This is a genomic window from Novosphingobium jiangmenense, from assembly GCF_015694345.1.
GTDB lineage: Bacteria > Pseudomonadota > Alphaproteobacteria > Sphingomonadales > Sphingomonadaceae > Novosphingobium > Novosphingobium jiangmenense.
Map to the genome: position 1 here is coordinate 41,076 of NZ_JADQDC010000007.1, position 26,943 is coordinate 68,018.

27 protein-coding genes are annotated in these 26,943 nt (G+C 64.0%); 17 read left to right on the forward strand and 10 right to left on the reverse strand.

Annotated elements, in window-relative coordinates; all coding sequences use genetic code 11:
* Positions 1–182 precede the first annotated feature (182 nt).
* The 3 genes from I2488_RS11455 to clpS all read left to right on the forward strand — a co-directional run bounded on the left by I2488_RS11455 (position 183) and on the right by clpS (position 3,649).
* On the forward strand, positions 183–2,066 hold the full coding sequence (locus I2488_RS11455; RefSeq protein ID WP_196275948.1) for a PHA/PHB synthase family protein: 1,884 nt from the start codon (positions 183–185) through the stop codon (positions 2,064–2,066).
* 132 nt (positions 2,067–2,198) lie between these two features.
* Positions 2,199–3,059, forward strand: coding sequence for a phasin family protein (locus tag I2488_RS11460; RefSeq protein WP_196275949.1), 861 nt, complete (start codon positions 2,199–2,201; stop codon positions 3,057–3,059).
* A gap of 251 nt (positions 3,060–3,310) precedes the next feature.
* Entirely contained in the window at positions 3,311–3,649 is a 339-nt protein-coding gene (clpS, locus tag I2488_RS11465) for an ATP-dependent Clp protease adapter ClpS (RefSeq protein ID WP_196276086.1), read from the forward strand.
* A 75-nt stretch (positions 3,650–3,724) separates the two neighbouring features.
* Here the strand turns inward: clpS and I2488_RS11470 are convergent, their stop codons facing one another.
* Positions 3,725–4,168, reverse strand: coding sequence for a hypothetical protein (locus tag I2488_RS11470; RefSeq protein WP_196275950.1), 444 nt, complete (start codon positions 4,166–4,168; stop codon positions 3,725–3,727).
* Between the two features lie 227 nt (positions 4,169–4,395).
* On the opposite strand from I2488_RS11470, the gene lptF reads away from it, so the two are divergent.
* From lptF to I2488_RS11485, 3 genes are read left to right on the forward strand one after another with little or no spacing between them, the layout of a single operon-like run.
* Positions 4,396–5,637, forward strand: coding sequence for an LPS export ABC transporter permease LptF (gene lptF / locus I2488_RS11475; RefSeq protein WP_196275951.1), 1,242 nt, complete (start codon positions 4,396–4,398; stop codon positions 5,635–5,637).
* Positions 5,627–6,727, forward strand: coding sequence for an LPS export ABC transporter permease LptG (gene lptG, locus I2488_RS11480; protein WP_196275952.1), 1,101 nt, complete (start codon positions 5,627–5,629; stop codon positions 6,725–6,727). Before lptF ends, lptG begins: the two co-directional genes overlap by 11 nt.
* Positions 6,728–6,778: 51 nt before the next feature.
* Positions 6,779–7,288 carry a rhodanese family protein gene (locus I2488_RS11485; RefSeq protein WP_196275953.1) on the forward strand — a complete coding sequence of 170 codons (510 nt, stop codon included), beginning with the start codon at positions 6,779–6,781 and terminating at the stop codon, positions 7,286–7,288.
* A 19-nt stretch (positions 7,289–7,307) separates the two neighbouring features.
* Here I2488_RS11485 and I2488_RS11490 read toward each other — a convergent pair whose 3' ends face one another.
* A complete protein-coding gene (locus I2488_RS11490; RefSeq protein WP_196275954.1) occupies positions 7,308–8,411 on the reverse strand; it encodes a fatty acid desaturase family protein in 1,104 nt (367 codons plus the stop codon).
* Positions 8,412–8,576: 165 nt separating this feature from the next.
* On the opposite strand from I2488_RS11490, the gene I2488_RS11495 reads away from it, so the two are divergent.
* Both I2488_RS11495 and I2488_RS11500 read left to right on the forward strand, forming a co-directional pair.
* On the forward strand, positions 8,577–9,734 hold the full coding sequence (locus I2488_RS11495) for an N-acetyltransferase (RefSeq protein ID WP_196275955.1): 1,158 nt from the start codon (positions 8,577–8,579) through the stop codon (positions 9,732–9,734).
* 102 nt (positions 9,735–9,836) lie between these two features.
* Positions 9,837–10,292, forward strand: coding sequence for a response regulator (locus tag I2488_RS11500; protein WP_343071053.1), 456 nt, complete (start codon positions 9,837–9,839; stop codon positions 10,290–10,292).
* A 234-nt stretch (positions 10,293–10,526) separates the two neighbouring features.
* Here I2488_RS11500 and I2488_RS11505 read toward each other — a convergent pair whose 3' ends face one another.
* Positions 10,527–11,345, reverse strand: coding sequence for a Crp/Fnr family transcriptional regulator (locus I2488_RS11505; protein WP_196275957.1), 819 nt, complete (start codon positions 11,343–11,345; stop codon positions 10,527–10,529).
* A 110-nt stretch (positions 11,346–11,455) separates the two neighbouring features.
* On the opposite strand from I2488_RS11505, the gene I2488_RS11510 reads away from it, so the two are divergent.
* Positions 11,456–11,875, forward strand: coding sequence for a response regulator (locus I2488_RS11510; RefSeq protein WP_196275958.1), 420 nt, complete (start codon positions 11,456–11,458; stop codon positions 11,873–11,875).
* Between the two features lie 47 nt (positions 11,876–11,922).
* On the forward strand, positions 11,923–12,717 hold the full coding sequence (locus I2488_RS11515) for a response regulator (protein WP_196275959.1): 795 nt from the start codon (positions 11,923–11,925) through the stop codon (positions 12,715–12,717).
* Between the two features lie 36 nt (positions 12,718–12,753).
* Here the strand turns inward: I2488_RS11515 and I2488_RS11520 are convergent, their stop codons facing one another.
* Entirely contained in the window at positions 12,754–14,607 is a 1,854-nt protein-coding gene (locus I2488_RS11520; protein ID WP_246465631.1) for a CHASE domain-containing protein, read from the reverse strand.
* An 87-nt stretch (positions 14,608–14,694) separates the two neighbouring features.
* Here I2488_RS11520 and I2488_RS11525 point away from each other — a divergent pair, with 87 nt between their 5' ends.
* The 3 genes from I2488_RS11525 (at position 14,695) to I2488_RS11535 (ending at position 16,807) form a co-directional block, all read left to right on the forward strand.
* Entirely contained in the window at positions 14,695–14,880 is a 186-nt protein-coding gene (locus tag I2488_RS11525) for a NepR family anti-sigma factor (protein ID WP_246465632.1), read from the forward strand.
* Positions 14,873–15,508: a sigma-70 family RNA polymerase sigma factor gene (locus I2488_RS11530; RefSeq protein WP_196275960.1), complete on the forward strand. Its 636-nt coding sequence runs from the start codon at positions 14,873–14,875 to the stop codon at positions 15,506–15,508. The genes I2488_RS11525 and I2488_RS11530 overlap by 8 nt, the downstream gene beginning before the upstream one ends.
* Before the next feature lie 126 nt (positions 15,509–15,634).
* Entirely contained in the window at positions 15,635–16,807 is a 1,173-nt protein-coding gene (locus I2488_RS11535; protein WP_343071054.1) for an AI-2E family transporter, read from the forward strand.
* Here I2488_RS11535 and I2488_RS11540 read toward each other — a convergent pair.
* Both I2488_RS11540 and I2488_RS11545 read right to left on the reverse strand, forming a co-directional pair.
* Positions 16,795–17,409, reverse strand: coding sequence for a superoxide dismutase (locus I2488_RS11540; protein WP_196275961.1), 615 nt, complete (start codon positions 17,407–17,409; stop codon positions 16,795–16,797). The genes I2488_RS11535 and I2488_RS11540 overlap by 13 nt on opposite strands.
* Positions 17,410–17,523: 114 nt before the next feature.
* Positions 17,524–18,810 carry a dicarboxylate/amino acid:cation symporter gene (locus I2488_RS11545; RefSeq protein ID WP_196275962.1) on the reverse strand — a complete coding sequence of 429 codons (1,287 nt, stop codon included), beginning with the start codon at positions 18,808–18,810 and terminating at the stop codon, positions 17,524–17,526.
* Between the two features lie 85 nt (positions 18,811–18,895).
* On the opposite strand from I2488_RS11545, the gene glmM reads away from it, so the two are divergent.
* From glmM to thiD, 3 genes are read left to right on the forward strand one after another with little or no spacing between them, the layout of a single operon-like run.
* Positions 18,896–20,233, forward strand: coding sequence for a phosphoglucosamine mutase (gene glmM / locus I2488_RS11550; protein WP_196275963.1), 1,338 nt, complete (start codon positions 18,896–18,898; stop codon positions 20,231–20,233).
* The gene (locus I2488_RS11555) at positions 20,233–20,457 is read left to right on the forward strand and encodes a DUF1272 domain-containing protein (protein WP_196275964.1); all 225 of its coding nucleotides are present in this window, start codon (positions 20,233–20,235) and stop codon (positions 20,455–20,457) included. The genes glmM and I2488_RS11555 overlap by 1 nt, the downstream gene beginning before the upstream one ends.
* The gene (thiD, locus tag I2488_RS11560; RefSeq protein ID WP_196275965.1) at positions 20,454–21,200 is read left to right on the forward strand and encodes a bifunctional hydroxymethylpyrimidine kinase/phosphomethylpyrimidine kinase; all 747 of its coding nucleotides are present in this window, start codon (positions 20,454–20,456) and stop codon (positions 21,198–21,200) included. Before I2488_RS11555 ends, thiD begins: the two co-directional genes overlap by 4 nt.
* On the opposite strand, the gene I2488_RS11565 is transcribed toward thiD, so the two are convergent.
* Both I2488_RS11565 and I2488_RS11570 read right to left on the reverse strand, forming a co-directional pair.
* Positions 21,185–21,700, reverse strand: a complete 516-nt coding sequence (locus I2488_RS11565) for a GNAT family N-acetyltransferase (RefSeq protein WP_196275966.1) — start codon at positions 21,698–21,700, stop codon at positions 21,185–21,187. The two genes, thiD and I2488_RS11565, sit on opposite strands and share 16 nt — an antisense overlap.
* A gap of 4 nt (positions 21,701–21,704) precedes the next feature.
* The gene (locus I2488_RS11570; protein WP_196275967.1) at positions 21,705–22,583 is read right to left on the reverse strand and encodes an LOG family protein; all 879 of its coding nucleotides are present in this window, start codon (positions 22,581–22,583) and stop codon (positions 21,705–21,707) included.
* Between the two features lie 210 nt (positions 22,584–22,793).
* Here I2488_RS11570 and I2488_RS11575 point away from each other — a divergent pair, with 210 nt between their 5' ends.
* Positions 22,794–24,332 (forward strand): family 43 glycosylhydrolase, encoded by a 1,539-nt coding sequence (locus tag I2488_RS11575; protein ID WP_343071055.1) that lies wholly within the window; start codon positions 22,794–22,796, stop codon positions 24,330–24,332.
* Between the two features lie 256 nt (positions 24,333–24,588).
* Here I2488_RS11575 and I2488_RS11580 read toward each other — a convergent pair whose 3' ends face one another.
* Both I2488_RS11580 and I2488_RS11585 read right to left on the reverse strand, forming a co-directional pair.
* Positions 24,589–25,542 (reverse strand): TauD/TfdA dioxygenase family protein, encoded by a 954-nt coding sequence (locus I2488_RS11580; RefSeq protein ID WP_196275969.1) that lies wholly within the window; start codon positions 25,540–25,542, stop codon positions 24,589–24,591.
* A 36-nt stretch (positions 25,543–25,578) separates the two neighbouring features.
* Positions 25,579–26,940: an MFS transporter gene (locus tag I2488_RS11585; protein ID WP_196275970.1), complete on the reverse strand. Its 1,362-nt coding sequence runs from the start codon at positions 26,938–26,940 to the stop codon at positions 25,579–25,581.
* Positions 26,941–26,943 lie beyond the last annotated feature (3 nt).

Genomic DNA, 26,943 nt, shown 5'->3' on the forward strand with positions numbered 1-26,943 from the left:
CGTCGAAAAGGCGCGGCAGGAGCGCCGCGTCTTGGCCCTTACGCCAATTGCCCACTTGTGGAAACCTTGCTGTCGATGGACGGCAAACGTCGCTCGGTGGATGCAACTGCGGGCTAACAAGCTGTCACATGCTGTGTATAGTCCGATGCCAAAGAGCCATGACGTAACGGCAGGGAACGACAATGACGGGTAAGACGGTGGACGATTCGTCGGCAGATTCTGTCGTGTTCGAGGACCTCTTCCGCCAGCAGGGGGAAGCGATGCGCGCGATGTTTGCGCCGCTGGTGCCGGGAGCGGAAGTCGTCTCCACCGATCCTGCCGACCTGCAGCACTGGGCGATGTCGGCGGCCAAGCTCCAGAAGATGTGGCTGGACTTCAGCGCCGAACAGGCAGGGCAAGTCGAGCCGATGCTCAACCGGCTGGGCGACATCGGCAAGTGGACGCAGACCTTCATGGCCATGGCGGGCCAGTTGCCGATCGCGCAGGCCGAGACGCAGGCGAAGCTGTGGAACGAGAGCATGGCGCTGTGGTCGTCGGTCATGGGCCAGTTCGCGGGCATGGGCCAGCACAAGGACGGTGAGACGCCCGCGCTGCCGCGACAGGACCGCCGCTTCAAGGACAAGCGCTGGCAGGAACAACCCGCCTTCGCACTGATCCACCAGACCTATCTGTTCCTGTCGGAAAAGCTGCAGCAGATGGCGGACGAGGCGCAAGGGTTAAGCCCCGAACGCAAGGAGCAGCTGCGCTTTGCCACCAAGGTGGTGACCGACGCGCTTTCGCCCGCGAACTTCCCCTTCACCAACCCGGTGGTGATCGAGCGGACGATGGAGACCAAGGGCGAGAACCTGGTCAAGGGCGTGGAGCACCTGCTCGAGGACCTGCGCAAGGGGCAGCTGACCCACACCGATCCCGATGCCTTCGAACTGGGGCGGAACATCGCGGTGACGCCCGGCAAGGTGGTGCACGAAACGCCGCTGTTCCAGCTGATCCAGTACACCCCGACGACCGAGGAAGTGTTCGAGACGCCGCTCGTGATCTTCCCGCCGTGGATCAACCGCTTCTACATCCTCGATCTCAATCCGGAAAAGAGCTTCATCCGCTGGGCCGTGGCGCAGGGGCTGACTGTGTTCGTGGTCTCGTGGAAATCCGCCGATGCCTCGATGGCCGACGTGCTGTGGGACGATTACGTGCGCAGCCAGATCGAAGCGATCGACCACGTGCGCGAACGGCTGAAGGTGCCGGCGGTCCACACCATCGGCTATTGCGTGGCTGGCACGACGCTGGCCGCGACGCTCGCCGTTCTGGCGCGCAGGGGCGACGCGGAGAAGGTGGCAAGCGCCACGTTCTTCACGGCGCAAGTCGATTTCGATGACGCCGGCGAGCTCAAGAACTTCATCGACGACGGGCAGCTGAAGATGCTGCAGAGCCTTTCGACCGACGGCTATCTCGACGGACGCTACATGGCCGCAACGTTCAACGCGCTGCGCGGCACGGACCTGATCTGGAACTACGTCGTGAACAACTATCTGCTCGGGCAGGACTACCCGGCATTCGACCTGCTCCACTGGAACGGCGACACCACCAACCTGCCGAGCAAATGGCATCAGGCCTACCTGTGCGATCTCTATCGCGACAACCGTCTGGTCATTCCGGACGCCATGGTCGTCGACAACACCCCGGTGGACCTGCGCCGCATTGCAACGCCGTGTTACATCCAGGCGGGCCGGGAAGACCATATTGCACCGGCTAACAGCGTGTGGAAGCTGACCCGCCACCTGTCCGGCGCGTGGAAGTTCGTCCTGGCCGGATCGGGCCATATCGCAGGCGTGGTCAACCCGCCCGAGTCCGGCAAGTACCAGTACTGGCTCAATCCCGGCAATCCGGGGAGCCTTGAGGAATTCGTGGCCGGTGCCAGCGAAACCAAGGGGAGCTGGTGGCCGGACTGGATCGAATGGATCGGCGGACAGGCGCCGGCGCGAGTTGCGGCCAAGGGCAAGCGCGTTCCGGGCGGCAAGGGTGACGCGGTAATCGAAGACGCGCCGGGACGCTACGTGCGCAGTCGCTGAGCGTCCAAGACTGATCCAAAACGGAATTTGTGCACTGCACAATTTTCTTGACATCGGCAGCGCGATTCCTATTTTGTGCAGTGCAGCAAGTGGCGATTCACATCGTTTCTTGCGCAAGCAGGAGTCGCCACGATGGTCGAAGAAACGAAGGAAAGCCCGGAAACCTCCGCCCCCGTGGTGGAAGCGCCCGCTGCGCTGGCCGACGCTCCGGAAACGGTCGTGGAAGCTGTCGAACCCGAAGCTGCCGAGCCGGTCGTTGCCGTAAAGCCCAAGGCTTCCAGGCCGCGCAAGGCCAAGCCCGCTGCCGAACCGGTGGCCGTGGCTGTCGAAGCGCCGGTCGCAGCCCCTGCCGTGGTCGAACCTGTCGCACCGAAGGCCGCCAAGCCCAAGGTCGTAAAGGCGAAGCCCGTCCGTCAGGCACCCAAGCCTGCACCCAAGGTCCGTCAGGCCAAGCCGATCGTGGCAGCGCCGGCGGCCGCGGTGAAGCCCGCAGCAAAGCGTCCTTTCACCGCCACTCCAAGCGTGAAGAAAACAAGCGTCGTCCTAAAGAAGGCGGCGCCCAGAAAGGAACTGTTCGCAATGGCTACCACCACCGAAATGACCGAAAAGATGACCGCCGCGTTCAAGGACGCCCAGGAAAAGGCCAAGGCCGCGTTTGGCGATGCCGGCGAATTCGCCAAGGGCAACGTCGAAGCCGTGGTCGAATCGACCAAGATCCTGACCACCGGCCTGCAGGAAATGACCAAGGGCTACGTCGCCGAGACCAAGTCTGCCTTCGAAGCGATGACCGCCGACGTCAAGGAACTGACCACGGTCAAGTCGCCCACCGAATTCTTCGAGAAGCAGTCGGCTCTGCTCCGCAAGAACTTCGACGCTGCGGTTGCCGCCAGCTCGAAGAACAGCGAAGCGATGCTGAAGCTCGCCAACGAAGCCTTCCAGCCGATCTCGACCCGCGTCAGCCTCGCGGTCGAAAAGATCAAGAAGGCCGCCTGAGCCTTACGGGCAGCGTGATCCGCGCTGCCTGCCGAGAGATCAAGGGCCGATGGGGTTGACCCGTCGGCCCTTTTGTCATGAAGCGCTTGGTCACAAAGCCTTTTGTCATGGAAGCTGTCGTGTCCCGGCAACAATTCGCCCAAGTCCTGGCACCATCCCCTTCGTGCCCCTTGTGAAGCGCGCCGCTGAGTGCGATATTGCGAACCATCATGAACGTGCGTGTTTCTTTCCGACCGGACCTGTCCGTCCCGCTGCGCTGTGCGGAGGGTGATGACACGCGTGGGCCCGGCGGGGATGACCAGATCGGCATTGCCACCAAGACCCGCGCCAAGCCGAAAAAGCCCAGCCAGTTCAAAGTGCTGATGCTGAACGACGATTACACCCCGATGGAATTCGTGGTGATGGTCCTCAAGCGCTTCTTCCACATGGATCTTGAGCAGGCGACGCGCGTGATGCTCCACGTCCACCAGCGTGGTGTTGGCGTGTGCGGCGTCTACCCCTACGAGATCGCCGAAACCAAGGTGAACCAGGTGATGGACTTCGCCCGGCAGAACCAGCACCCCCTGCAGTGCACGCTGGAGAAGGCCTGACCGGGGTTGAACCTCGCCGGAATCGCGAAAAGCCGGGCCATCAGCCCGGCTTTTGCGTTTTCAGGCTGCAATGGATCAGTGCGCGGTGACGGAACGCGCTTCGATTGCCTGCCGTGCGAATGCCCGCAGCAATGCGGCAATCCATGCCATCGGCAGGCTCTGCGCAGCGCGCGAATGGGCGCCTACGTCGCCATCGAGAATCACCTGCGCGACGAACGATCCGTCCTTCAACCGCCCGCCCGTGAAGATCGCATCGCGCGGAATCAACGCAATGGCCGCGCTCTCAAAGGCGCCGGAATCCGACAGGAGCGAGATCCATTCGATGGCAGCATTCTTGCGCTCGGCTTCCTCCGCCGAAGCGGCGGGCGAGATTTCCTGAAGAACGCGCCGGAACCCGTCACGCTGTTCGTGGGAGCCAAGGCGCTCGCACCATTGCGCGAGATCGTCGAGGCGTTCAGGGTTGGCTTCGTGCTTGGCGAAACGTTCGGACCAGGCAAGTCCGGTTTGCTCGTGTGACATGGATTTACCTTCCAGAAGCTTGCATCCGCCAGAGGGCTATATCTTTTAGTTTGGCATTTCCATATCTTTAGTTAGTAAATCTCCAAAGTGCTCCGCTTTTCCCTTCCCCGCCTGCGCACCACGCGCTAGTCGGTCGCATTGCTCATGGCGGGTTCACTTGTGTCCGGCCAATCGGGCATGGCCGACCTGACAAGCACCTGCCCAACGGAATACGATCCAGACCGCCCGTGAAGTTTCTCACCGCCACCGATCGCTATATCGCCCGGCTCGTCTTCGTGCCGATGCTGTCGGTGTTCGTGCTGGCCGCATCGCTGCTCGTGCTCGACAAGATGCTCAAGCTGTTCGATTTCGTGGCGACCGAGGGCGGGCCGGTGAGCGTCGTGTTCAAGATGCTGGCGAACCTGCTGCCGGAGTATGCCAGCCTCGCCATTCCGCTCGGACTGATGCTCGGCATCCTCTTCGCCTTCCGCAAGCTCGCGATGAGCTCCGAACTGGACGTGATGCGCGCAGTGGGCCTGTCCTACACCCGCCTGCTACGCGTGCCCTACATGTTTGCGATCGGCCTCGCCGCGCTGAACCTGCTGATCGTCAGCTATCTCCAGCCGCTGTCGCGCTATTACTACGAGCAGCTCCAGTTCGAGCTGCGCTCGGGCGCGCTGGGCGCCTCGATCAAGGTCGGCGAGTTCAATTCGCTGCAGGATCGCACCGCCTTGCGCGTCGATTCCAGCCGTGACGAGGGTCGTGACCTTCGCGGAATCTTTGCCCGGCTGCAGACCTCGAACGGACAGGTCATGGTGATCTCGGCGCGCGAGGGACGCTTCTTTGCCAACAAGGAAAGCCCGGACACGGTGATCCTGCGGCTGACCGATGGCCAGATCGTGCAGGACGGTCCGGGAATCGCTTCGCCGCGCGTGCTGACTTTCGCCAGCCACGACCTACCGATCGACCTGCCCAAGATCGAGCAGTTCCGGCAGCGTGGCGACGCCGACCGGGAATACTTCCTGCCCGAACTGCTGCAGATCGGCTGGAACGACCGCTACTCCGAAGAAGTCCGCAACCAGTCCAAGGCGAGCCTCAACTACCGGCTGGTTGAGGTGGTGATGATGTTCCTGCTGCCGCTGCTGGCGGTGGCGCTTGCGGTGCCGCCCAAGCGCTCGACCTCGGCGCTGGGCGTGTTCCTTTCGATCGTGCTGGTCGTGGCCTATCACAAGGTTAACCAGTACGGGCAGGACGTGGCGAGCCTCGGGCGCATCGACCCGGTCGTCGCGCTGTGGGGCCCGTTCGTTGCGTTCTCGGCCTTGATCCTGTGGATGTACTGGAAGATTGCCTATGTGCCGGGCGGCCAGCCGATCGGCGCGCTGGAAACGGGCTTTGCCAAGGTATCGCGCGTGGTGCGCAAGCTGTTCGAACGCAAGCGGCTGCGTGACGAAGTGACGCCTGCAGAGGAAGAGGCGGCCCATGCAGCTTGAGTTCTTCCCGTCGCGGACGCTGGCGATCTACATCGGCAAGATGTTCGCCGTGCGGATCGTCGCCGTGCTGCTGATGCTCGTGCTGGTCCTGCAGATGCTCGATCTGCTGAGCGAGAGCGGCGATGTTCTGGCGGCGCCGGGCAATGGCCAGGCGCAATTGCTGACTTATGTCTCGCTGCGCATGCCACAGCTGATCAGCCGGTTCCTGCCCTATTCGGTGCTGCTGGCGACGATCATCACACTGATGACGTTGAACCAGAACAGCGAAGTGATCGCGATGAAGGCAGCAGGGCTGTCGGCGCATCAGGTCCTGGCGCCGTTGTTTCTCGTCGCGGCGGTCACTTCGGCGGTCACCTTCGGGTTCAACGAGCGCATCGTGACGCGCTCCACCGCCACGCTGAAGGCTTGGCAGAACGTCGACTATGGGCCCATCCCCAAGGAGGCGGCGGTCAAGTCCAACGTGTGGTTGCAGGACGGGCCGAACATCCTGTTCGCCCGCTCTGTTTCCGGCGAAGGCAAGGCGATGCGGATGGAAGGCGTAAGCTGGTACCGCCGCGACCCGACCGGCATGGTCACCGAGATCGTTACTTCGCCTTCGGCTGCTTATGCCAATCCGGGCTGGAAGTTCCGGGAGCCGGTGCTGTTCGACGTGCAGAGCGCCCGCAAGACGGCGATCGGGCATGACGAGGTCTTCGGCAAGACGGTCGAGCCTGTGCAGGTCACGATCAGCCGCGTCGATGCCGATGCGGAGTCGCTGACGCAACTGACCGGGTCGCTTGCCGCCATTCGCGATGCCGGTTTCCGCACGACAGAGCTGGACGGCAAGTGGTGGCACAAGCTTTCGGGGCCGCTTTCCGCATTGCTGATGCCTTTGCTCGGCGCCGTTGCCGCGTTCGGCCTTGCGCGTTCGGGACACCTGTTCGTGCGCGCGGTGATCGGCATGGCATTGGGCTTTGCCTACTTCGTGTTCGACAATGCCGCGCTGGCGATGGGCAACTTCGGTGCCTACCCGCCCCTGCTCGCGGCTTGGGCGCCGTTCGTGCTGTTCCTGCTGATCGGCGAGACCGTGCTGATTCGTACCGAGGAATAGACCTTAAAATTAGATCTTGCTAATTTGCGCTTTACCTAATATATGGAGGCCATGACGCTTCCAACCATCCCCCCTGCACAAGCCAAGGCGCTACTCGATCAGGGCGCTCGGCTCATCGACATCCGCGATGCCGACGAACACCGTCGGCAAGCAATTCCGGGCGCAGCGAACATGCCGCTCTCGGCGCTTCAGCCGGTGTCCGGACATCCGGCCGTGATCTGGCATTGCCGGTCCGGCATGCGCACGGCGGCCAATGCACCGCAGCTCGCCGCCATGTCGGGTTGCCCGGGCTATATCCTTGAAGGCGGCATTGACGGCTGGCGCTCTGCCGGTCTGCCGGTCAGGACCGATGCGAAGGCGCCGCTGGAAATCATGCGGCAAGTCCAGATCATCGCCGGGCTGCTGATCCTGCTGGGCGTGGTGCTGTCGCTGACCGTGGCGCAGGGCTTTGTCCTGCTGTCGGGCTTCGTCGGCGCAGGGCTGCTGATGGCGGGTGCGACCGGATGGTGCGGCATGGCGCGCCTGCTCGCCGTGATGCCCTGGAACCGCCGCGCCGCCTGAGGCAGCGCGGCCCTCCCGCTCAGCGCGGCATCATGGTGCTGCGCGCGAGCCTGCCGACAAGCGGCAAGAGGCCGTTGTAGTTGCCCTTTTCATAAGTGGACGCCGTGCCGAGGTGCGCCGTGATCCGGCGGTGCGCCTCGGCCAGCGAGTGATAGGGCATCGATGGCAGGAGGTGGTGCAGCGCGTGGTAGCGCAGACCGACCGGTGCCCATAGCGGCGCAAGCGCGGCCGGCGGCGGCACGTTGACCGAATCGAGGTACTGCCCGGTCACGGTCATCGCCTCGCCCTCGTTCTCCCACAAGTGGGCGACCAGCGTGCGGATCTGGTTGAGCAATGCGGTCAGCGAGATGACCGCAATGCCGATGAGCAGCGGGCGCCACGAATGCGTTGCGCTCCACCACACCACGAACAGCGCCCAGGCCGAGGCGCCAAGCTCCTGCCAAAACACCATGCGGGCGAAGTCACCTTCGGGCGGACGGCGGCGGAACTCCGGGTTGATGGAGAGCGCAGATGCACGCTCCCAGACCAGACGGCGCAGCGGCGGGATCACCGCGCCGAGCGGCACGAGCAGCGCCGAACGGATCAGCAGGCCGATCGGCAGGAGCAGCGCGACCAGCGCGAACAGCGGAAGCGACCACGGCTTCATCAGCGCGAGCGGCAGGTACTCCGGGTCCTCCACCGTGCCATAGCGAGTTCTGGCGTGGTGCAGGGTATGGACGCCTTCGTACATGAGCGAGGGCGTGAGCATCGGGATGCCGACCAGCAGGTTCCACGCGAAGCGGAACCCGGGCAGTGCGTTCTTGTGTATGTGGGTCAACTCGTGAATGAACAGCAGCGCGCGATAGAGTGCCAGCGCCGCAACGACGCCTGAGAGCGCAGCCGCCACCGGATTGCCGATCAGGATCGCACCTGCCAGCGCGGCATAGCCGAGCGCTGCAGAGGCCAGCATGTCCGGCCAGTAGATACCAGGCCGCGCGGTCGCGATGTCGCGCGTCAGTTCGACGGCGGAGCGGAGCATTTCCTTGTCGTCGGGCGTGCCCGCGAGACTACGGGGCAGCTTCGGCGCATCAGTGCCGGCTGGGGCTGCGTCGCGGGGAGATTCAAGCGTATCGGTCGCAATCATGCCACAAATTCCAGTATGACCCGTATCTGCCAGCTGCGGCTGGCTTTTTGCACCAAGCAATAGCCTCTGGGCGTCCCCACACCGCGCCCTGCGGCTTGACAATCTACCGGCCGGGACCGCAGTCCCACCGGCGACGACCCCATATCCGCAAACAAAGGCAAGATCGTGGCCCAAGGCGAAGTAATCATCACTCCGGTTTCCGGCAAGGCTGACCGAAAGGCCTTCGTCGATCTGGCATACAGCCTCAATGCCAATGACCCCAACTGGGTGCCGCCACTGCGAATGGAAGCCGAAGAGCTGATCACGCCGGGCAAGAACCCGTTTTTCGAACATGCCGACGTCCAGTTGTTCCTCGCCCGGCGCGGGGGCGCAGTGGTCGGACGCATCTCGGCCCATATCGACCGCTTGGCCATTGCCATGGACCCGCAACAGGGCATGGGCCCCGGCACCGGGAACTGGGGCCTGCTGGAGGCCGTGGACGAAGCCGTGGCGCAGGCCCTTATCGGCCGCGCCGAGGACTGGCTGCGCGAAAAGGGCATGACCCGCGTGCTGGCGCCCCTGTCAATGTCGATCTGGGAAGAGCCGGGGCAGTTGACCAGCGGCTTCGACCATCCACCGACGGTGATGATGGGACACCAGCCCCAGCGCTACGACGATTACATCAAGGCGCTTGGCTATGCCCCTGCAAAGACTCTCAACACCTACGAGCTGGACATCACCAAGGAATTCCCGCCGCTGATCCAGCGCATCGTCCAGTCGGGCGAGAAGAATGCGAAGATCCGCATCCGCAATGTCGACCGGTCGAAGTTCGATGCCGAAGCGGCCTTGATCCTCGACATTCTCAACGATGCCTGGTCGGACAACTGGGGTTTCGTCCCGTTCACCGACACCGAGATCAAGTACGCCGGCAAGAAGTTCAAGCCGATCGTGCGCGAGGACCTGATCATGGTCGCCGAGTACGAGGGCGAGCCGGTGGCCTTCATGATGACGCTGCCCGATCTCAACGAAGTGCTCAAGCCCATGGGCGGAAGCCTGTTTCCGTTCAACTGGGCCAAGCTTCTGCTGTGGTTGCGCAAGCCGCGCGTCCGCACAATGCGCGTGCCGCTGATGGGCGTGCGCAAGCGGCTGCAGGCCTCGCGTCTGGCCAGCCAGCTTGCTTTCATGATGATCGAGGCGATCCGTCGCAACTCCGTGCGCGAGTACGGGGCCTCACGCGGCGAGATCGGCTGGATTCTCGAGGACAACCAGGGGATGAATGCGATCGCCGAAGCCATCGACAGCCACGTCAACAAGACCTACGTGATCTACGACAAGCCGCTGTGAGGCGTCGCGCCTGATCGAATGGAGGGGCACACGGAACTGCCTCCCCCGTCGCGGCGTTCGGAAGAAAGGCCGGTCATGGCCAATCACGGGAACAGGTCCAGGGTGCCAAGCACGCAACAGGTCGGCAAGAGCGCCAGAAAGCGCAAGGCGTTGCGTACGCTTGGCCCAGCCCTCGTGGTCGAGGACGATGGGCTGGTTGCCATGGATATCGCCGAAGCACTGCAGGAGGCGGGCGCGGAGCCGGTGGTGATCTGCGCGAGCGTGGCCGAGGCGATGGTCCAGCTTGAAATTGCCGTGCCGTCGCTGCTCGTGCTCGACGTTCACCTCGCCGATCGTGACGATGGCTGGGCCTTGGCGGAACTGGCGATCCAGCTCGGCGAAAGTCCACCACTGATCGTGTTCACCACGGCTACGCCTTCGTCGATCCCGGCCTCCGCGGCTGATCTTGGTCATGTCCTTGCAAAGCCGTTCCAGACCGAAGCACTGATCGCCCTGATCGAAAAGGAGCGGCCGGCCGGGCTGTTCGGCCGGATCCGCCACGCGCTCTCGGGGCAATAGGTCGCCCTCGACCGGCTCCCCCAGCCAATCAAAACCCCGGCCACGCCTTGCGGCACGACCGGGGCCGATCTTTCCGAAAAAAAGGTCCCCGACGTTTCCATCGGGGACCTTTCGGGATCGTATCACCAGCCGCTTGGACGGGAGGGGGGGGTCTCGGCGGTGACATACCCTAAACGAGCATCCCTGAAGGCGGTTCCAGACGCTGGAAAATTTTTTATCCCACAAATTCAAAGGCTAAATGTAAGGGCGCGAAGAAAAGTTGCTGCCATCGATCTTCGCGTAGGCTTTTGCCGCGTCGATATCGGGAATGCTGATCGTCGACAGCGTCCAATCGACCAGTCCGAGGCGCCGCAGTGCCTGAAGGGTGCGGTTGGTATGGACCAGCGACAGGCCCAGCATATCGGCGATCTGCCCCTGCGTGACGGTCAGGGTCAGAACGCCCGCTGGCGCAATCCCGGTATCGATGCCGCGCTGCACGAGAAACACCGCCAGCGCCGCCATGCGTTCGCGGGCGTTGCGCTGGCCCAGCGAGACGAGATGCTCTTCGAGCGCGGCCTCCTCGTGCGCCGCCAGCCAGGTCAGGTCAAAAGAGAGGCGAGGCTGCTGCGCGACAAGGTCGAAGAACTTCTCGCGCACGAAAGTGCACAGTGTGGCGTTGGTAAGTGCCTCGACCGCATGGCTCATCTCGGCATCGAGGGCTGCTTGCAGGCCGACGAAATCACCCGGGAACATGAAATTGATGATCTGTCGACGCCCGTCCTCGAGCAGACGCGTGCGCATGAGGACGCCCGACAGCACCGTGTAGAGAAAGGCGGGGCGCGTCCCTTGTCCGAACACCTGCTCGCCGCGGGTGAAGCGCATCTCGCCATGCCGGAACGCGGCGATCCAATGACGCAGATCCGGCGGCGGCTGATGCAGGGCTTCGCAATCCGCCAACGGGCAGGCGAGGCACGGTTGGCCACCGTTCAGCACGAGATGTCCCCCTCCTCCCTGTCGATCGATCTGCCCGTCCGGCCTGCTGCCGAAACCCGCTTCGGCATCGTCCCTGCCCATTCGCACTCCTCACTCAACACGCCTCCGTCAGCCATGCTATGTCAAAAGACAGGGTTTGTTCCCGTGATGTGCCCTACGGTTCCCGCATGGAACAAAAAACGGGAACGGAAATGGACGCGCATGGAGGAGACCTCGTGCTGGTCGTCGAGGACAGCGTTCTCGTGGCGATGGCCATCGAAGACGCACTGATCGAGCGCGGTCTGACCGTGCTGGTGGCGACTACGGTTGCCGCTGCGGAACAGATCTTAGAGATGCAGCGCCCTTCGGCAGCACTGCTCGACCTGCAATTGCCCGACGGCTATTCGCTGGACCTGGCGTGCCGTCTGCGTGACCTCGGCTGCGAGGTGGCGATAACCTCGGCGCTCGATTCCGGCTCTGTCCCCGAAAGCCACCGCTTTGCGATCCAGTTCAGAAAGCCGACGTCTCCGGACCTTCTGGCCGACTGGGTCGTTGCAGTGTTGCAGGCAGCACCTGCATTGGCCGTCGAGCCATTGACGATTTCCACTTGTTCCAGCCCGGGAACCGGATGACGGTATCGCGCGTTTGAGCGCACGATACTGACCGGGAAGGGGTACGAATGTCTCTGGGTGCCAAGGTTGCCAATCAACTCCCCTATCTGCGCCGCTATGCCCGTGCATTGACGGGCAGCCAGAACGCAGGCGATTCCTTTGTTCGCGCCACGCTCGAAGCTGCGCTGGCCGATGAAACCCTGCGCGCTTCTATCGGCGAAGGCCGGCCGCAGCTCTATCACGCCTTCAATCGCGTCTGGTCGACAGCTTATGTCGATACAGCCGATCGTTCGTCCGGTACGCTGGGCCAGCATGAGGCTGCAGCGCAGGAGCGCCTTGCGGCGATGACACCGGCGAACCGGCAGGCGCTGCTCCTGACGACGCTGGAGGACTTCAGCATCGAGGAAGCCGCCTACATCATGGACCGGGAACCGGCGGACGTGGAACTGCTGGTGCAGGACGCGATCGCCGAGATCGACAGCGAATCGGCAACGTCGGTGCTGATCATCGAAGACGAGCCGCTGATCTCGATGCAGCTCGAAGATCTGGTCCGCTCGCTCGGGCATGATGTCTGCGGCATGGCTGCGACCCGTACGCAGGCCCTGGACATCGTTCAGCGCGAACAACCGGGCCTGGTCCTGGCCGACATCCAGCTGGCCGACGGCAGTTCGGGCCTTGATGCGGTGGACGACATCCTCAAGATCGGCTCGGTGCCGGTCATCTTCATCACCGCCTACCCCGAACGCCTGCTGACGGGCGATCGGCCGGAGCCGACCTATCTGATCACCAAGCCGTTTCAGGAGCAGACCGTCCGGACGGCGATCAGCCAGGCGTTGTTCTTCGGATCGAGCCGACCTCTGTAGGTCGGCCCGCATACCGGATCGCACAAGGGCGCGGCGTCAGCTGCGCCCTTGTCGTATGGAGAAGTCTCCACGACGCCGCACCGGAATGAGCAGGCTGCAATGCACCCCCTCCGGATCGAAACGAAGGTCCACCGGGTTACGCAGTTCGTGAGCGACGATCTTCTCGATAAGCTCTGTACCGAAACCGCGCTTGCGCCGTTTGGTCGGGTCGACCGGCGGCCCGTTGCGCTCGATCCAGTCGATGCGCGCCACGTTCTCCCCGGCCATTGCCCAGTTGACGGAAACACGGCCGCTCTCGACGCTGAGCGCTCCGTACTTGGCCGCGTTGGTTGCCAGTTCGTGGATCGCCAACCCCAACGATAGCGCATCGTTCGGGGCGAGCTCCACATCGGGCCCGCCGATCTGCAGATGGCGCTGCGAGTCCTGGGCATAAGGCGCCAGTTCCGCACGCACCACCGCCTCGACCGGCGTGGTGCCCCAGTCCGACTGGGTGAGCAGGTCATGCGTCGCCGAAAGCGCGCGAATGCGGTTCTCGAGGCTGTCGGCAAACTCGGCCAGGCTCGTTGCCCGGCGACGGGTGAGCGAGATGATCGACAGCACGTTGGCGAGCGTGTTCTTCACGCGGTGGTTGAGCTCACGCGTCAGGGAGTTGCGGATCGAGGACTGCTGCTCGAACCAGGCCAGTGCAATGCGGTCCTCGACCGCCTGCTGGGTGAGCAGCCGGGCCAGCACGAGCAGAAGCGTCGCCACCAGCAGGCCGAACAGCAGCGACATGACCGACATGGTGGACAGCATTGGCGTGGCCGGAGCCTCGATCTCGAGGATGAAGCGGTGACCGGCAATATCGATGACCCGGCGAACAAATTGGCCGGACCCCTGCTCCGGCGCAATCACGGCCATGACGCGGCGCCCGGCGCTGTCCTCATCGGACAGGCGCACTCCGGCCCCGCCAAGATGGTTCACGTCGATCGACGATTCGAGAAACCGCTGCGCGTTGAACGGGGAGTAGACAAAACCCCTGAGCGCACGGCCAGCTTGCTCGCTGCCGAGCGTGTAGACCGGCATGTAGACAAGAAAGCCCGGTGCGCCGGCAGGGCTGCCTTCCTGTTGCAGCACGACTGCGCCAGAAGCGGTCGGCTGGCCTGTGCGCTCTGCCGCCTTCATCGCCGCCCGCCTCATGGACTCCGAGAACATGTCGAACCCGATCGCGCGCCGATTGCGGTCCGTATCCGGTTCGAGGAACATCACCGGCACGACAAAGGGGCGCGCCTCTTCGGGCTGCGGATGCACCGCAAAGTCAGGCGTTCCGCCAGCCCGCATGATCGCCTCAACCGTGGGAATGTCGTCGCGGTAGACCTTCATGGCCCAGCCGATGCCGTCCGAACCGACATACCGGCCATCGAGATGCAACTGCCGTATGAAAGTGCGGAACAGCGGGGCTTCGACCATCTGCTGGGTTGCGAAGAGAGCGGCGCTTGATCTCAGGTAGGCGGCGTTGGCGTTCGAGCGCCTTTCCAGACCGGACGCTACAGCCTGGGCCGTCTGCGCGGTCATGGCAGTCTGGCGCCGATCTTCTGCCGTCTCGATGGCGAACACGCTGAGCAGCGTCACCGCCATCGTCAATCCGAAGATCCCGACAGGAACTGCCCGAGGAAAACGCTCGTACCACCGCGGCGTCATCTTCTTCTGGGCAAGCAACTTCTCCATCGCGCGCCCGTATCCCCTTTGTGGCAGGCTTTGCCGGAAGGCCCGCTCCTTCCGGTACACTGATCTGCGCCGCAAATCGAATTGCACGATGCGGCGACTTAGCGGGAACCGACCGCGACGAATATCGTTCCATAACGAAACCGCGCGCCGGAGCGTTTCGGAGTGATTGCCCGCACCGGGCAAGGTGCACGAAGCAGACGGCGCTGTTAGTAATACGCATCTGCCGCGCCCTTGCGGTCGTTTTATGGATTATCCCTGGAGGGGGAGGCGTTGACAGAGCGAATGTCGAAAGAAAAACCGATGAATCCCGGTCAACAGCGGCGCAGGGGCGGAAAATCGCGCCCGCCGGAATGGGCGGACGGACTGAAGCGCCTATACGATTCCGTGCTCGACGAACCGTTGCCCGACAGTTTTGCGGACCTGCTGAACAAGCTGGACGATCCTTCCAATGGCTGAGGTCCACCCTGCGCCAGCCGATGAGCCGATTGACAAATCTCCTCGTCCCGCAAGCGATCCCGCCACATTCAAGCGCGAGCTGACGGGCGTCATCCCGCATCTTCGCGCCTTCGCCCGAGGCCTGTGCGGAAGGCCGGATCTGGCTGACGATCTCGTGCAGGAAACCCTGCTCAAGGCGTGGGCCGCGCAGGAGCGGTTCGAACCCGGCACGTCCATGCGCGCATGGACTTTCGTCATCCTGCGCAATGCCTACCTTACCGACATGCGGCGCAACCGTTTCCGCGCCGACTACGACGAGACGGTTGCCGAGCGCATTCTGGTTGCCCCGGCAGCGCAGGAAGGGCCGATGCACCTTTCCGATATGCATCGTGCACTTCTGACGCTCCCGCCGGAACGCCGTGAGGCGCTGCTCCTGGTCGGCGCTGGGGGCTTCAGCTATGAGGAAGCAGCGCAAATCTGCGGTTGCGCGGTCGGCACCATCAAGAGCCGCGTCGGACGCGCCCGCGCCGCCTTGTCGCAGATGATCGAGAACGGGCAGATTCCCCGCCGTAGCACGGACGATGCCGTCGCGCATTCCGCAATCATGAGCGAACTCGAAGACACGGTGCAGGCTGGCGGCCACAACTGAGGCAGGTGCGGTTGGATGCCGCACTTGCAACAGGGGGCGGCAAAATGCGGCGGGATCTACCGAAACCCTTGATTGGCGCCTGACATGGGTGGATGAGCGAACGAAACTCCTGTCAGGCAACTGTCCGTGAACCACCCTCTGCCCGATCTGCAGACACTGCCGCTTGATACGCCGGATCCGGCGGGGGAGCGCGCACGACTGCAGTCCGCAATCGTCCTTTTGCTTGGCCTCGGGCTGTTCCTGGCGCTGCCTTTCGTGCTTTCGATAGGCTCGGTAGTGTTCCTGCCGCCGGTCACGGCCATGATCTTCACGATCGTGCTGTCGCCTCTCGCCGATCGGCTGACCCGGCTTGGCCTGCCCAACATGCTGGCCTCGTTCATCGCCATCTGCGCACTCATCGCGGTGGTGCTGATGGCTTTGCTGCTGATCCTGCAGCCGGCATTCGTGATGGTCGATCAGGTGCCCACGCTGGCCCGGCAGGTGGCGCGGCGCTTTACCGAATTGCGCGGGAACCTCTCGTGGATTGCCGACGTCAATCGGCAGCTTGCACGGATCACCGGCCATTCTGCATCGAGGGAGGTCGTCGTCGCCAGCCCTTCGGTGATCGAGCAGGTGGCCTTCGCGACGCCGAGCGTGATCCTGGAAACACTGCTCACCCTGCTGATGACGTTCTTTATGATCGAATCGCGGATTCGCATGAAGCGACGCATCCTGCTCGACCGGCACTCCTTCAACGCATCGGTGCGCCTCGCCCGAGTCCTGCGCGACGTCCAGGAGCGTGTGGCCAGCTATATCCTGACCGTGGCACAGGTTAACTTCGGCGTGGGCGTGATCGTCGCGCTGGGGGCCTGGGGCTTCGGCATGAGCGCTCCGGTGATGTGGGGCGGACTAGCCTTCGTCCTCAACTTCCTGCCCTACCTCGGCCCGCTGGTGATGATGGGGCTGCTGGCGCTGGTCGGGTTGGGCACCGCCTCCACCGTTGCGGTCGGACTTGTTCCGGTGCTCGCCTACCTTGGACTGCACGCGCTTGAATCAAACGTGGTGACCCCGTCGATCCTTGGCGCGCGCTTCACGCTCAATCCCGTCGCGATCCTGCTGTCGATCAGCTACTTCTCGTGGATCTGGGGCGTACTGGGTGCGCTGCTTTCAGTACCGATCCTGCTGACAGTCGCTGCGCTGCTCGATCATATCGGCCGACCAAATATCGTCGGCTTTCTCTTCGGTGAATCGCTGTTCGAACCCGCCCGCCTCGCCGGAATCGACGAGGACGGGCAGGCAGAAACGGGTCAGGCCGGATAGGTCCATGTACCATCGCGACCGAGGTTCTCGGCAGCGAAAGCCCAGTTCAGGTGCTTCTCGATAACGGCCTTGAGGTATTCAGGGCGCAGGTTCTTGTGATCGAGGTAGTAGGCGTGTTCCCACAGGTCGATGACCAGCAGCGGCTTGGCATCGCCGGTCGCAAAGGTCGCCGCATCGTGCGTCTGCCCGACTGCCAGCTTGTCACCGCGCGCTACGAGCCAGACCCAGCCGGAGGCGAAGTGTGCCGCACCTTGTGCCGCCAGTTCCTCGCGCAGCCGGTCGAGCGAGCCGAAGCTGCCTTCGATCGCCGCGGCCAGATCGCCGGTCGGCTCTGACGCGTCGGGCGTCAGGCTGTTCCAGTAGAACGCGTGGTTCCAGCTCTGGGCGGCATTGTTGAACAGTCCCTTGTCACCCTTCGCCTCGGCAGCCGCGATGATGTCCTCAAGGCTCTTGTCCGCAAGATCGGTGCCGTCGACGGCGGCATTGGTCTTGTCGACATAGGCCTTGTGATGCTTGCCATGGTGCGTCTGCAGCGTGGTGGCCGAGATGCTCGGCTCGAGCGCGGTATCGGCATAAGGCAGCGGAGGAAGGGTGATCGCCATGATGTTTTGCGTCCTTGCTTGGAAATCTGCGTCGCAGACCAACGCGCAAGGTAGGGGTTGGTTGCGTCACCTTCCCGCCAAGGATCGTTGAAATTATCGAAACAACAGTTGCACTTAACGCACAGGTTCACCGTGGGCGCGATCCACTGCCGCCGTCACGGCTACGTCCATGGTGACGTTTCCTAGCGTGCGCATCAGATCAGGCAGCACTTCGACCGCTACCAGAATCGCAAGCGGTTCCACCGGCACGCCCATGGCAATGGAAATCGGCCCGATCGACGTGACGAAGCTGATCGCCCCCGGCAGGCTGACCGCGCCGAGCGTGGTCAGCGTCGCCACGACGAAGCCTGCCACCAGCATCGACGGGGTGATCGGCATGCCGAACCAGTGCGCCACATAGATCGCCACCGCGAAATTCATCGCCGGTCCCGTCGCCCGGAACAGGGCCACCGCAAGCGGCATCACGAGATCGGACGTCTGGTCCCGCACGCCCAGCTTGCGACAAACCGTCAGCATGGCCGGCAAGGTCGCCAGCGAGGACTGGGTGGATAGGGCCAATGCCTGTGCCGGGAGCACTGCTCGCGCGAACTCGCCCAGCCGCAGGCGCGCGCCGAACACGGCCACGAGATAGGCGGTCAGGAAGATGACCGTACCGGCCGATGTCACCACCAGAACGTAGTGGGCCAACGCGCCAATCGCCGAAGTACCGCTCTGCGCGGCAACGGACAGGCTCAGGCAGAACACGCCGAGTGGAGCCGCCAGCAGCACCCAGCCGATCACCACCAGCATGGCGTTGGCCACGGCCTCGAAGAATGTCGTCAGCGACCGGCGCTGTGTTTCGGCGAGGCGAGTGGCGGCAAGGCCGAACACGGCGGTGAACAGGATCACCGGCAGTATCTGGTCAGCCGCTGCCGATTGCAGCACGTTGGTTGGCACCAGCGATTGCAGGAACGCGCCGAAACCCGGCACCGTCGCCTTGTCATGGATCTGCGCAACACTGGCCCTCAGGGCCTCGGCCGCTGCCGTGGGCATCGGGAAGATCGAAAGGATCGCCGGAACCAGCAACGCCGCCATCGCGCTCCCGCCTGCGAGGATTGTGAAGAAGAACAGCAGAGCGCGACGCGCAAGGGCTCCGGCACGGGCGGCAGCAACGGTCTGTGCAATGCCGGTGAACAACAGTGAGACCACCAGCGGCACGATCGTTGCGCGCAGGGCATTGAGCCATAGCGCACCAACCGGCTGGGCTACGACCAGCACCGGATCGAGCATTGCCGGATTGATGAAGGCCAGCGCAAGGCCAAGACCCAGACCACCAACCAGCGCTGCAAATATCCAGCCCGCGCGGATCGTCGGGATCGGCGGTTGCGAGATGGACGAATTTTCAGAAGGCGGTAAGGTCATCTTGAGAAGACTTTAGCTAGGTTGCACGGCAAGGCAACGCAGGGCGCCCGGATTGGGCACACGAATAAAAGGGAATGGCCGTTTCATGGCACGCAAGTTCTTCGGCACCGACGGTATCAGGGGCCGGACCAACGCCGGAGTGATGACCGCCGCCACCGCGATGAAGGTCGGGCAGGCTGCAGGCACCTATTTCCAGCGCGGCGACCACCGCCATCGCGTGGTCATAGGCAAGGACACGCGCCTTTCCGGCTACATGATGGAAAGCGCCATGACAGCGGGCTTCACATCGGTCGGCATGGATGTGGTGCTGCTCGGCCCGATGCCGACGCCCGCCGTCGCCATGCTCACGCGCTCGATGCGCGCGGACCTTGGTGTGATGATCTCGGCCAGCCACAATCCGTTTGAGGACAACGGCATCAAGCTGTTCGGGCCTGACGGGTTCAAGCTATCGGATGACGCCGAACTCGCCATCGAGGCGATGCTGGCGCAGGACCTCCCATTGGCCGACGCCACGCAAGTCGGCCGCGCCCGCCGCATCGAGGACGCGCGCGGACGATATATCCACGCGGTCAAGGCCAGCCTGCCCGACAATGTCCGGCTCGATGGCCTGCGCATCGTGATCGATTGCGCCAATGGTGCAGCCTACCACGTCACGCCCTCGGCCCTGTGGGAACTGGGCGCCGAAGTCATCGCCATCGGGGTCGAACCCAACGGCAAGAACATCAATGCTGGCGTCGGCTCGACTCACCTTGATGCGATCAAGGCGAAGGTGCGCGAAGTGCGCGCCGACATCGGCATTGCCCTCGATGGCGATGCCGACCGCCTGATCGTGGTCGACGAGAAGAGCCAGACTGTCGACGGCGATCAGATCATGGCGCTGATCGGCACCCAGCTGGCAGCGCGCGGCGAGTTGCGCGGCGGCGGCGTGGTTGCGACCGTCATGTCGAACCTCGGCCTCGAACGCTGCCTCAATGGCAAGGGCCTCACGCTCGAGCGGACTTCGGTCGGCGATCGCTACGTGCTCGAGCGCATGCGCGAGGGTGGCTTCAACGTCGGTGGCGAACAGTCCGGCCACATGATCCTGACCGACCATGCCACCACCGGCGACGGCACGGTCGCCGCGCTGCAGGTGCTTGCCGCCTTGGTGGAAAGCGGCAAGCCTGCCAGCGAACTGCTGCACCAGTTCGATCCGGTCCCGCAATTGCTCAAGAATGTTCGCTTTGCTGGGGGCAAGCCGCTTGATAACAAGATCGTCAAGCAGGCGATTGCCGATGCCGAAGCCCGCCTGCTGGGCAAGGGGCGCCTCGTCATCCGCCCCTCGGGCACAGAGCCGGTCATCCGCGTCATGGCCGAGGGTGACGATGCAGACGAAGTCGAAGCGGTTGTCGACCAGATCTGCGACGCCGTGCGGAAGGCCGCCTGATGCTGGAAATGCGCCCGGACTGCGAACGGTGCGGCACGGACCTTCCGGCCGAAGCGCCCGGCGCGTTCATCTGCTCGTTCGAGTGCACGTGGTGCGCCGAATGCGCCGAGGAACTCGACGATCGCTGCCCCAACTGCGGCGGCGAACTGATGGACCGCCCGACGCGTGCCAAGGCCCTCCACGCCAAGCATCCGCCCTCGACGGAGCGCAAGTTCAAGGGATGAAGCCACCGCGCGTCCTTTCGATTGCAGGGTCGGACTCCGGTGGCGGCGCCGGGATTCAGGCCGATATCAAGACTATCACCATGCTTGGCGGCTATGCCATGACCGCCATCTGCGCCCTGACTGCGCAGGATACGACCGGCGTCCATGCTGTGCTTCCCGTCGATCCCGCCATCGTCGCGGCGCAGATCGATGCCTGCGTGAACGATCTGGGGGTCGACGCCGTGAAGATCGGCATGCTCGGCTCGCCGGACATCGCCGCGGTGGTGTCAGATCGGCTGGAACGCCTGTCCGTGCCCATCGTGTTCGACCCGGTGATGATCGCCACCAGCGGGGCAGCTCTCGCCGACGCGGCGACTATTGCGGCTTTTGAACGCCTGATGGCCCTCGCCACGCTTACAACGCCCAACGTTCCCGAACTTGAAGCGCTTGGCGGGGATGTTGCGATGAAGACGCGGGGAATTGCCTACATTGCAAAAGGCGGGGATGCCGATGGCCCCGAGGTGATCGATCGCCTTGTCATTCCGGGCCGGCCGGAACGGGTCTGGACGGCCTCGCGGATCGACACCCGCCACACCCACGGCACCGGCTGCACGATGTCCAGCGCCATCGCCACGTTGCTCGCCAGCGGCGCATCGCTTGAAGAAGCAGTCGAGGACGCCCGCGAGTTTGTTCGCGCCGCCCTGCTTGCCGCGCCCGGCTTCGGCAAGGGCCATGGCCCGCTCGGCCATCAGGCGATGCGCTGATCCCACTCCTCGCGGGTCAGCGCGAAATAGACGCTGTCGCACCATTCCTCGCCGACCAGCCAGGTCCGTGCGGCACGATGCGTTTCGGTAAAACCCAGTCGTTCCAGCAGCCGGATCGACGCCTTGTTGCGCGGATCGACGTCAGCCTGGATGCGCGGCAGGTGGTGGACGGTAAATCCGCGGGCGACCACTGCGCCTACTGCCTCGCGCGCGAAGCCCTGCCCCCATACCGTCGGATCGAACATGTAACCGAGGTCCGGAAAGCGGTAGAACCCCGCCTTCCCGATAACCCGGCTCTCATGCTCGACGATGAAGTCCTCACCCTCCAGTAGCGGGATCTCCGCCATGTTGCCGAGGAACTCTGCCGTAGCCGCCTCATCGCCATGTGGCGGAGTGGACCAGTAGGCCATCGCACGCGGCTGGCGCATGATTCCATGCATTGCCGCCAGATCATCCTGGGGGCGCACGGGGCGCAACAGCAACCGCGCGGTCCGGATCATCGGATCAGCAATCCAGGTCGTAAAACTTGACGATGTGGTCCCACGCTTCTTCCGCCGTTTCGACCGGCGTGAACAGTTCGATGTCCTCGAAGTTGATCACGCCCTCTTCGGCCAGCGCGCGGAAGTTGACCACGCGGTTCCAGTAGTCGCCGCCGAACAGCAGGATCGGGATGGGCTTCATCTTGCCGGTCTGAATCAGCGTGAGCAGCTCGAAGAATTCATCGAACGTACCGAACCCGCCCGGGAACACCGCCACCGCCCGCGCGCGCAAAAGGAAATGCATCTTGCGCAGCGCGAAGTAGTGGAACTGGAAGGAAAGGTGCGGCGTGACGTAGCCGTTGGGCGCCTGCTCATGCGGGAGGACAATGTTCAGCCCGATGGATTCCGCGCCCGCTTCATGAGCCCCGCGATTGGCCGCTTCCATGATCGAAGGCCCGCCGCCCGAGCAGATCACGAACTGCCGCTTGCCGTCTTCCACAAGTCCGCACTTGCTGGCGGTGAACGCTAGCTTGCGCGCTTCCTCATAGTACTTTGCCTTGGCGACGAGGCTCTCGATCACCGCCTTGCGCTCCGGCGTGGTTGCGGTCGCCAGCGCGGCATCGACCATTTCGGGCGAGGGAATGCGCGCCGAGCCGTAGACTACCAGCGTCGATCCGATGTCGGATTCGTCGAGCAGCATTTCGGTCTTCAGTAGTTCCAGCTGGAACCGCACCGGCCGCAGTTCCTCCCGCAGGAGGAAGTCGGTATCGCGGAAGGCGAGGCGGTAGGCGGGGTCCTGCTGCTGCGGTGTTGTCTTGGGGTGGTTCTCGACGAAACCGGCTTCCTGCTCGGCCTTGTAGAACTTGCGCTTGGTCAGCTCGTGCTGCTTTTCTTCTTCAGTCATGCGCACATAGGTCGGTCGCCGCGAGAGAAAGCGCAAGCCCTGTCACCACCGCTTCGGTCGACCAGCACTTGCCCCCGATCGCCGCTTCTGAAAAAGAATCTCGGATCTGATGTATTGGAGACACCCATGGAATCGCGCCGCACAGCCATGAAATTCGCTCTGGCAGGGTCGTTGCTGGGATCAGCGCGTCTCGATGCAGGCACTGCCTCCATGCCGACAACGACATCCAAGAAGCCCCGGTGGGCACGCGGCATCGAAGGGCAGCGCAAGGCTGACCTGGGCGACGGATGCTACCTCAATCCCATCCTTCCCGGTGACTATCCCGACCCGTCCGTGCTCAAGGACGGCGACGACTACTACATGACCCATTCGTCGTTCGATGCAGCGCCCGGCCTGCTGATCTGGCATTCGCGCGATCTGGTTAACTGGCGGCCATTGGGCCCGGCGTTGCGCAAGCCGGTCGGCACCGGTTTTGCCGTCGACATTGCCAAGCATGACGGACGCTATTTCATCTACATCCCGTTCATGAAGGCCCCATGGTCACCGCCTCTGCCAAGCTTCGCCAACATCTACGTGATCCACGCGCCATCCATGGAAGGGCCATGGAGCGATCCCATCGATCTTGGCGTCGGCGGACTGATCGACCCCGGCCATGTCGTCGGCGAGGATGGGCACCGCTACCTGTTCTTCAACGACGGCAAGCGGGTTCGGCTGACCGCCGATGGCCTCGCCACCGCAGGCCCCGTCGAAGACGCCTACAAGGCCTGGCGCTACCCCGAGGACTGGATCACCGAGGCGTGGTCGCCCGAAGGCCCCAAGCTGTTCCGTCGCGGCGAATACTTCTATCTCGTCAACGCCGTTGGCGGCACAAGCGGTCCGGCAACCGGCCACATGATCGTCGCGGCACGCTCAAGGTCGATCCACGGTCCGTGGGAGCATTGCCCGCACAACCCGATCCAGCGCACGCTTTCGGCGGAAAAGCTGTGGTGGTCGCGCGGGCACGCCACTTGCGTGGAAGGCCCCGGTGGCAAGTGGTACATGGTCTACCACGGCTATGAAAATGGCTATCAGACGCTTGGCCGCCAAACCCTGCTTGAGCCGATCGAATGGACTGCTGACGGCTGGTTCCGCGCCACCGGGGGCGACCTGTCGAAGCCGCTGCCCAAGCCATCCGGCCAAGCCGTCCCGCACGGCATGCCCCATTCCGACAGCTTCATGCAGGATCGCCTCGGCACCCTGTGGAGCCTCCATGCCAGCCCGCCCGCCGAAGCAGGGCGCGTGAAAATCGTCGACAGCACTCTGACCCTCGCCGGCAAGGGCACGAGCCCGGCCGACTGTTCCCCGCTGACGCAGCAAGTTGGCGACAGGGCCTACCAGTTCGAAGTCGAACTGGAACTCATGGGCGAGGCCACGGGCGGCCTGCTCCTGTTCTTCGACGAGCGCCTGTTCCTCGGCATGGGCATCGACGGCAAGCGCATGACCACTTACCGCGGCGGCAAGGCCTCCTACTGGCCCGAGCCCGCCCCGGCTTCACGTCGCTTGTTCATGCGGATCACCAACGACGCCCAGATCGTCACCATGCATTACAGCCTCGACGGCAAGGCTTGGACGCGTCACGAGGTGCGCAGCGAGGTGTCGGGCTACAATGCCAACACCGTCGACAACCTGCTGAGCCTGCGCCCGGCCCTCTTTGCGACTGGCAATGGCAGCGTCATCTTCCGCAACTTCCGGTACATGGCCCTGACATGACAATCTGGGTCTGAGCGCCCGGCGGCGAACAGCCCATCGAGTGGCCTGTGGCCAGCTGCTGTTCTTGTTCGATTCACTGCTTCGCCCAGTCTCTACTTCGACGCGGAGCAAAGGAAGGTGCAGCACCTCGGTCTGCTTATGCTTGTGCAGCGGGCAGCGGGCAGCGGGCATGAACTCAAGGCTCCCGGCCCGCACCGCCTGTGAGTATCGGTATGATGCGGGGCGGCATTGAGGGGTGCCGCCCCGCTGCCTGCCCTCAGGCCGGCTGGTATTCGGTGGCCTTCTCCTTGCGTACGGTGCGGCTGTGGCGACCGTCGATACCCACCGGCACTTCACCGGCGATGGTCGCGCGGCGCAGGGTGCGGCGCTGGAGGCCGAAGTCGGCGATGGCGCGGTGCTGGGTCGACTGGTTGTCCCAGAACGCCACGTCGCCCGGCTGCCAGCGCCAGCGCACGACGTTTTCGGGCCGGGTGATGTGATCCTGCAGGATCTGGAACAGACGTGAGGAATCCGCCTGGTTCAGCCCGACGAACTGCTTGACGAAATGCCCCAGCAGCAGGCTGCGCTCGCCCGAAACGGGATGGACGCGGACCACCGGGTGCTCGGTTTCATAGACGGTCGAGGCGAAGACGTTCTTCTGGAACAGCTGCCGTTCTTTCTCCACCGCATCGCCTTTTGGCGCGTTCGAGAGAACAGCTGCGTAGTCGTAGAGGTTGGTATGGACTGCCCAGAGGTTGTTCACCAGTTGGCGCAGCGTTTCTGGCAGGCTTTCATAGGCTGTCTCGCCATTTGCCCAGACGGTATCGCCGCCCGCTTCAGGGATGGTGATCGCGCGCAGGATCGAGCCCTTGGGATAGGCGTCGACGAAGGTCACGTCGGTGTGCCAGCTCGAGGCCGCGTAGCCTTCCTTGCTGTCGAGTTCGAGCAGGTAGCGCGAACCTTCTGCCACCGGCACGGTAGGGTGCGCCACCGGATCGCCGAACAGCGAGGCGAAGCCTTCGTGGCGCGCGTCATCCAGTTCCTTCTGGCCCCGGAAGAACACGACCTTGTGACGCACGACCGCGTCCTTTATAGCCTGGACGGTTATCGCATCGAGATCGCCCGAGAGCGTCACGCCCCGGATTTCGGCCCCGATCGTGCCGGTGATCGGCACGATCTCGAGCGGGGAGTTGGGGTCCTTGGCGTTGGCATAAGTGGTGATGGCATTCATGCGGGTTACTCCTGCGTGAGGTTGGGCCTGGGGGTGTTATTCGGCCGGCTGGAGCGCGGGGTCGGCGGCGGTGTCCAGATGGCGGCGAATGGCGTGATGCTGCGCGGCATCGAGCGCGAAGCCCGAGATGACGGCAGCGGAAATGGCGTGGGCGAGAGCGGGGCCGATTGCGAAGACCAGCACCAATCCGTTCAGCGCTTGCGGGGTGTTGCTGACAGCCTTCGGATCAAAGCCGAACCAGGCGATCAGTGGCAGGGCGATCCCGGCGGCGAGCGCACCGCCGATCTTGTCGGCCAAGGCGAAGACTGAATAGTAGAGTCCTGTCCGCTCCTCGCCGGTCTCGGCGCGGTGCTTGTCGGCCACGTCGGCGACCATCGAACGCAGCATGATGTTGCCCGAGCCCTGCGTCAGCCCCTGGGCAAAGGCGAGTGCAAGGACCAGCCAGAACCGGTCGGACGTGGTCAGCACCAGCGCGAGGTTGATCAGCGCCTGGAACACTTCGGCGAGAATGGCAGCCCGGCGCTTGCCCAGAGCTACGCCGATGCGCTGCCAGATCGGCGCAGAAAGCATGCCGAAGGCGTACTGGAACAGGAACAGCCCCGCGCCCCATTCCGGCCGTCCGAGGTAGAACGTCACGTAGAACAGCAGCAGCGTGGTGCGGATGCCTTGGCCGGCGCGGACCGCGGCATCCGAGGCGAGGACGCGCAGCAGCAGCGGATTGCCGAACACGGCCCGCGCAGCGGCCAGCGGCGAGAGCGGGACTGCCAGCAAGGGCGGCGCGCTGTCATCGCGGTTGGAGAGCGTCAGCCACAGCGCCGGGATGGCGGCGGCGAGGACAAGCGAGCCGAACAGCGTCAGTTGCAACTGCCCGTCGCCGGGCCGCAGATGCTGTGCCAGTGCGGCCAGTGCAAGTGCGCCGACCAGCGCGATGGATTGCCACAGCGTGAAGATCGAAGCCGCGCGGGTCCGGTCGTGATAGCCGGTGGCAATCTCCCCGCTCCACGCCAGCAGCGGCGTCGAGAGCAGCGCAAGGCCGATGTAGTATGCGGCGAGTGCTGCGACCAGCCACGCAAGGCCGAGACTGGCCGGCGGGAAGAACAGCATCGCACTGCCGGCAACGAACAGCGCGCCTCCGCCCGCCACCCACGGCCGCCGCCTGCCAAAGCGGCTCTGCGTGCGGTCGCTCAGCGCGCCGACCACCGGATCGAGCGCGCAGTTGAGCAACTGGCCGGCCAGATAAAGCGTGCCGACAAGAGTCAGCGGTACGCCATAGTCACGTGCAAGGATGGCGGGGAGCCAGGCCGCGACTGGCTGTGCGGCGGCGGTGACCGGCACGTAGATCGCAGCGAGGCGGTGATAGCTGCCCGAAGGCGAAGCGGCGGAGGATCGCGTGGTCATGCG

Coding starts and splice junctions, on each gene's coding strand:
- I2488_RS11455 (WP_196275948.1), top strand. CDS start 183: ATGACGGGTAAGACGGTGGACGATTCGTCGGCAGATTCTGTCGTGTTC.
- I2488_RS11460 (WP_196275949.1), top strand. CDS start 2,199: ATGGTCGAAGAAACGAAGGAAAGCCCGGAAACCTCCGCCCCCGTGGTG.
- I2488_RS11470 (WP_196275950.1), bottom strand. CDS start 4,168: ATGTCACACGAGCAAACCGGACTTGCCTGGTCCGAACGTTTCGCCAAG.
- lptG (WP_196275952.1), top strand. CDS start 5,627: ATGCAGCTTGAGTTCTTCCCGTCGCGGACGCTGGCGATCTACATCGGC.
- I2488_RS11485 (WP_196275953.1), top strand. CDS start 6,779: ATGACGCTTCCAACCATCCCCCCTGCACAAGCCAAGGCGCTACTCGAT.
- I2488_RS11490 (WP_196275954.1), bottom strand. CDS start 8,411: ATGATTGCGACCGATACGCTTGAATCTCCCCGCGACGCAGCCCCAGCC.
- I2488_RS11505 (WP_196275957.1), bottom strand. CDS start 11,345: ATGGGCAGGGACGATGCCGAAGCGGGTTTCGGCAGCAGGCCGGACGGG.
- I2488_RS11510 (WP_196275958.1), top strand. CDS start 11,456: ATGGACGCGCATGGAGGAGACCTCGTGCTGGTCGTCGAGGACAGCGTT.
- I2488_RS11515 (WP_196275959.1), top strand. CDS start 11,923: ATGTCTCTGGGTGCCAAGGTTGCCAATCAACTCCCCTATCTGCGCCGC.
- I2488_RS11530 (WP_196275960.1), top strand. CDS start 14,873: ATGGCTGAGGTCCACCCTGCGCCAGCCGATGAGCCGATTGACAAATCT.
- I2488_RS11540 (WP_196275961.1), bottom strand. CDS start 17,409: ATGGCGATCACCCTTCCTCCGCTGCCTTATGCCGATACCGCGCTCGAG.
- I2488_RS11545 (WP_196275962.1), bottom strand. CDS start 18,810: ATGACCTTACCGCCTTCTGAAAATTCGTCCATCTCGCAACCGCCGATC.
- glmM (WP_196275963.1), top strand. CDS start 18,896: ATGGCACGCAAGTTCTTCGGCACCGACGGTATCAGGGGCCGGACCAAC.
- I2488_RS11555 (WP_196275964.1), top strand. CDS start 20,233: ATGCTGGAAATGCGCCCGGACTGCGAACGGTGCGGCACGGACCTTCCG.
- thiD (WP_196275965.1), top strand. CDS start 20,454: ATGAAGCCACCGCGCGTCCTTTCGATTGCAGGGTCGGACTCCGGTGGC.
- I2488_RS11565 (WP_196275966.1), bottom strand. CDS start 21,700: ATGATCCGGACCGCGCGGTTGCTGTTGCGCCCCGTGCGCCCCCAGGAT.
- I2488_RS11570 (WP_196275967.1), bottom strand. CDS start 22,583: ATGACTGAAGAAGAAAAGCAGCACGAGCTGACCAAGCGCAAGTTCTAC.
- I2488_RS11575 (WP_343071055.1), top strand. CDS start 22,794: ATGCCGACAACGACATCCAAGAAGCCCCGGTGGGCACGCGGCATCGAA.
- I2488_RS11580 (WP_196275969.1), bottom strand. CDS start 25,542: ATGAATGCCATCACCACTTATGCCAACGCCAAGGACCCCAACTCCCCG.
- I2488_RS11585 (WP_196275970.1), bottom strand. CDS start 26,940: ATGACCACGCGATCCTCCGCCGCTTCGCCTTCGGGCAGCTATCACCGC.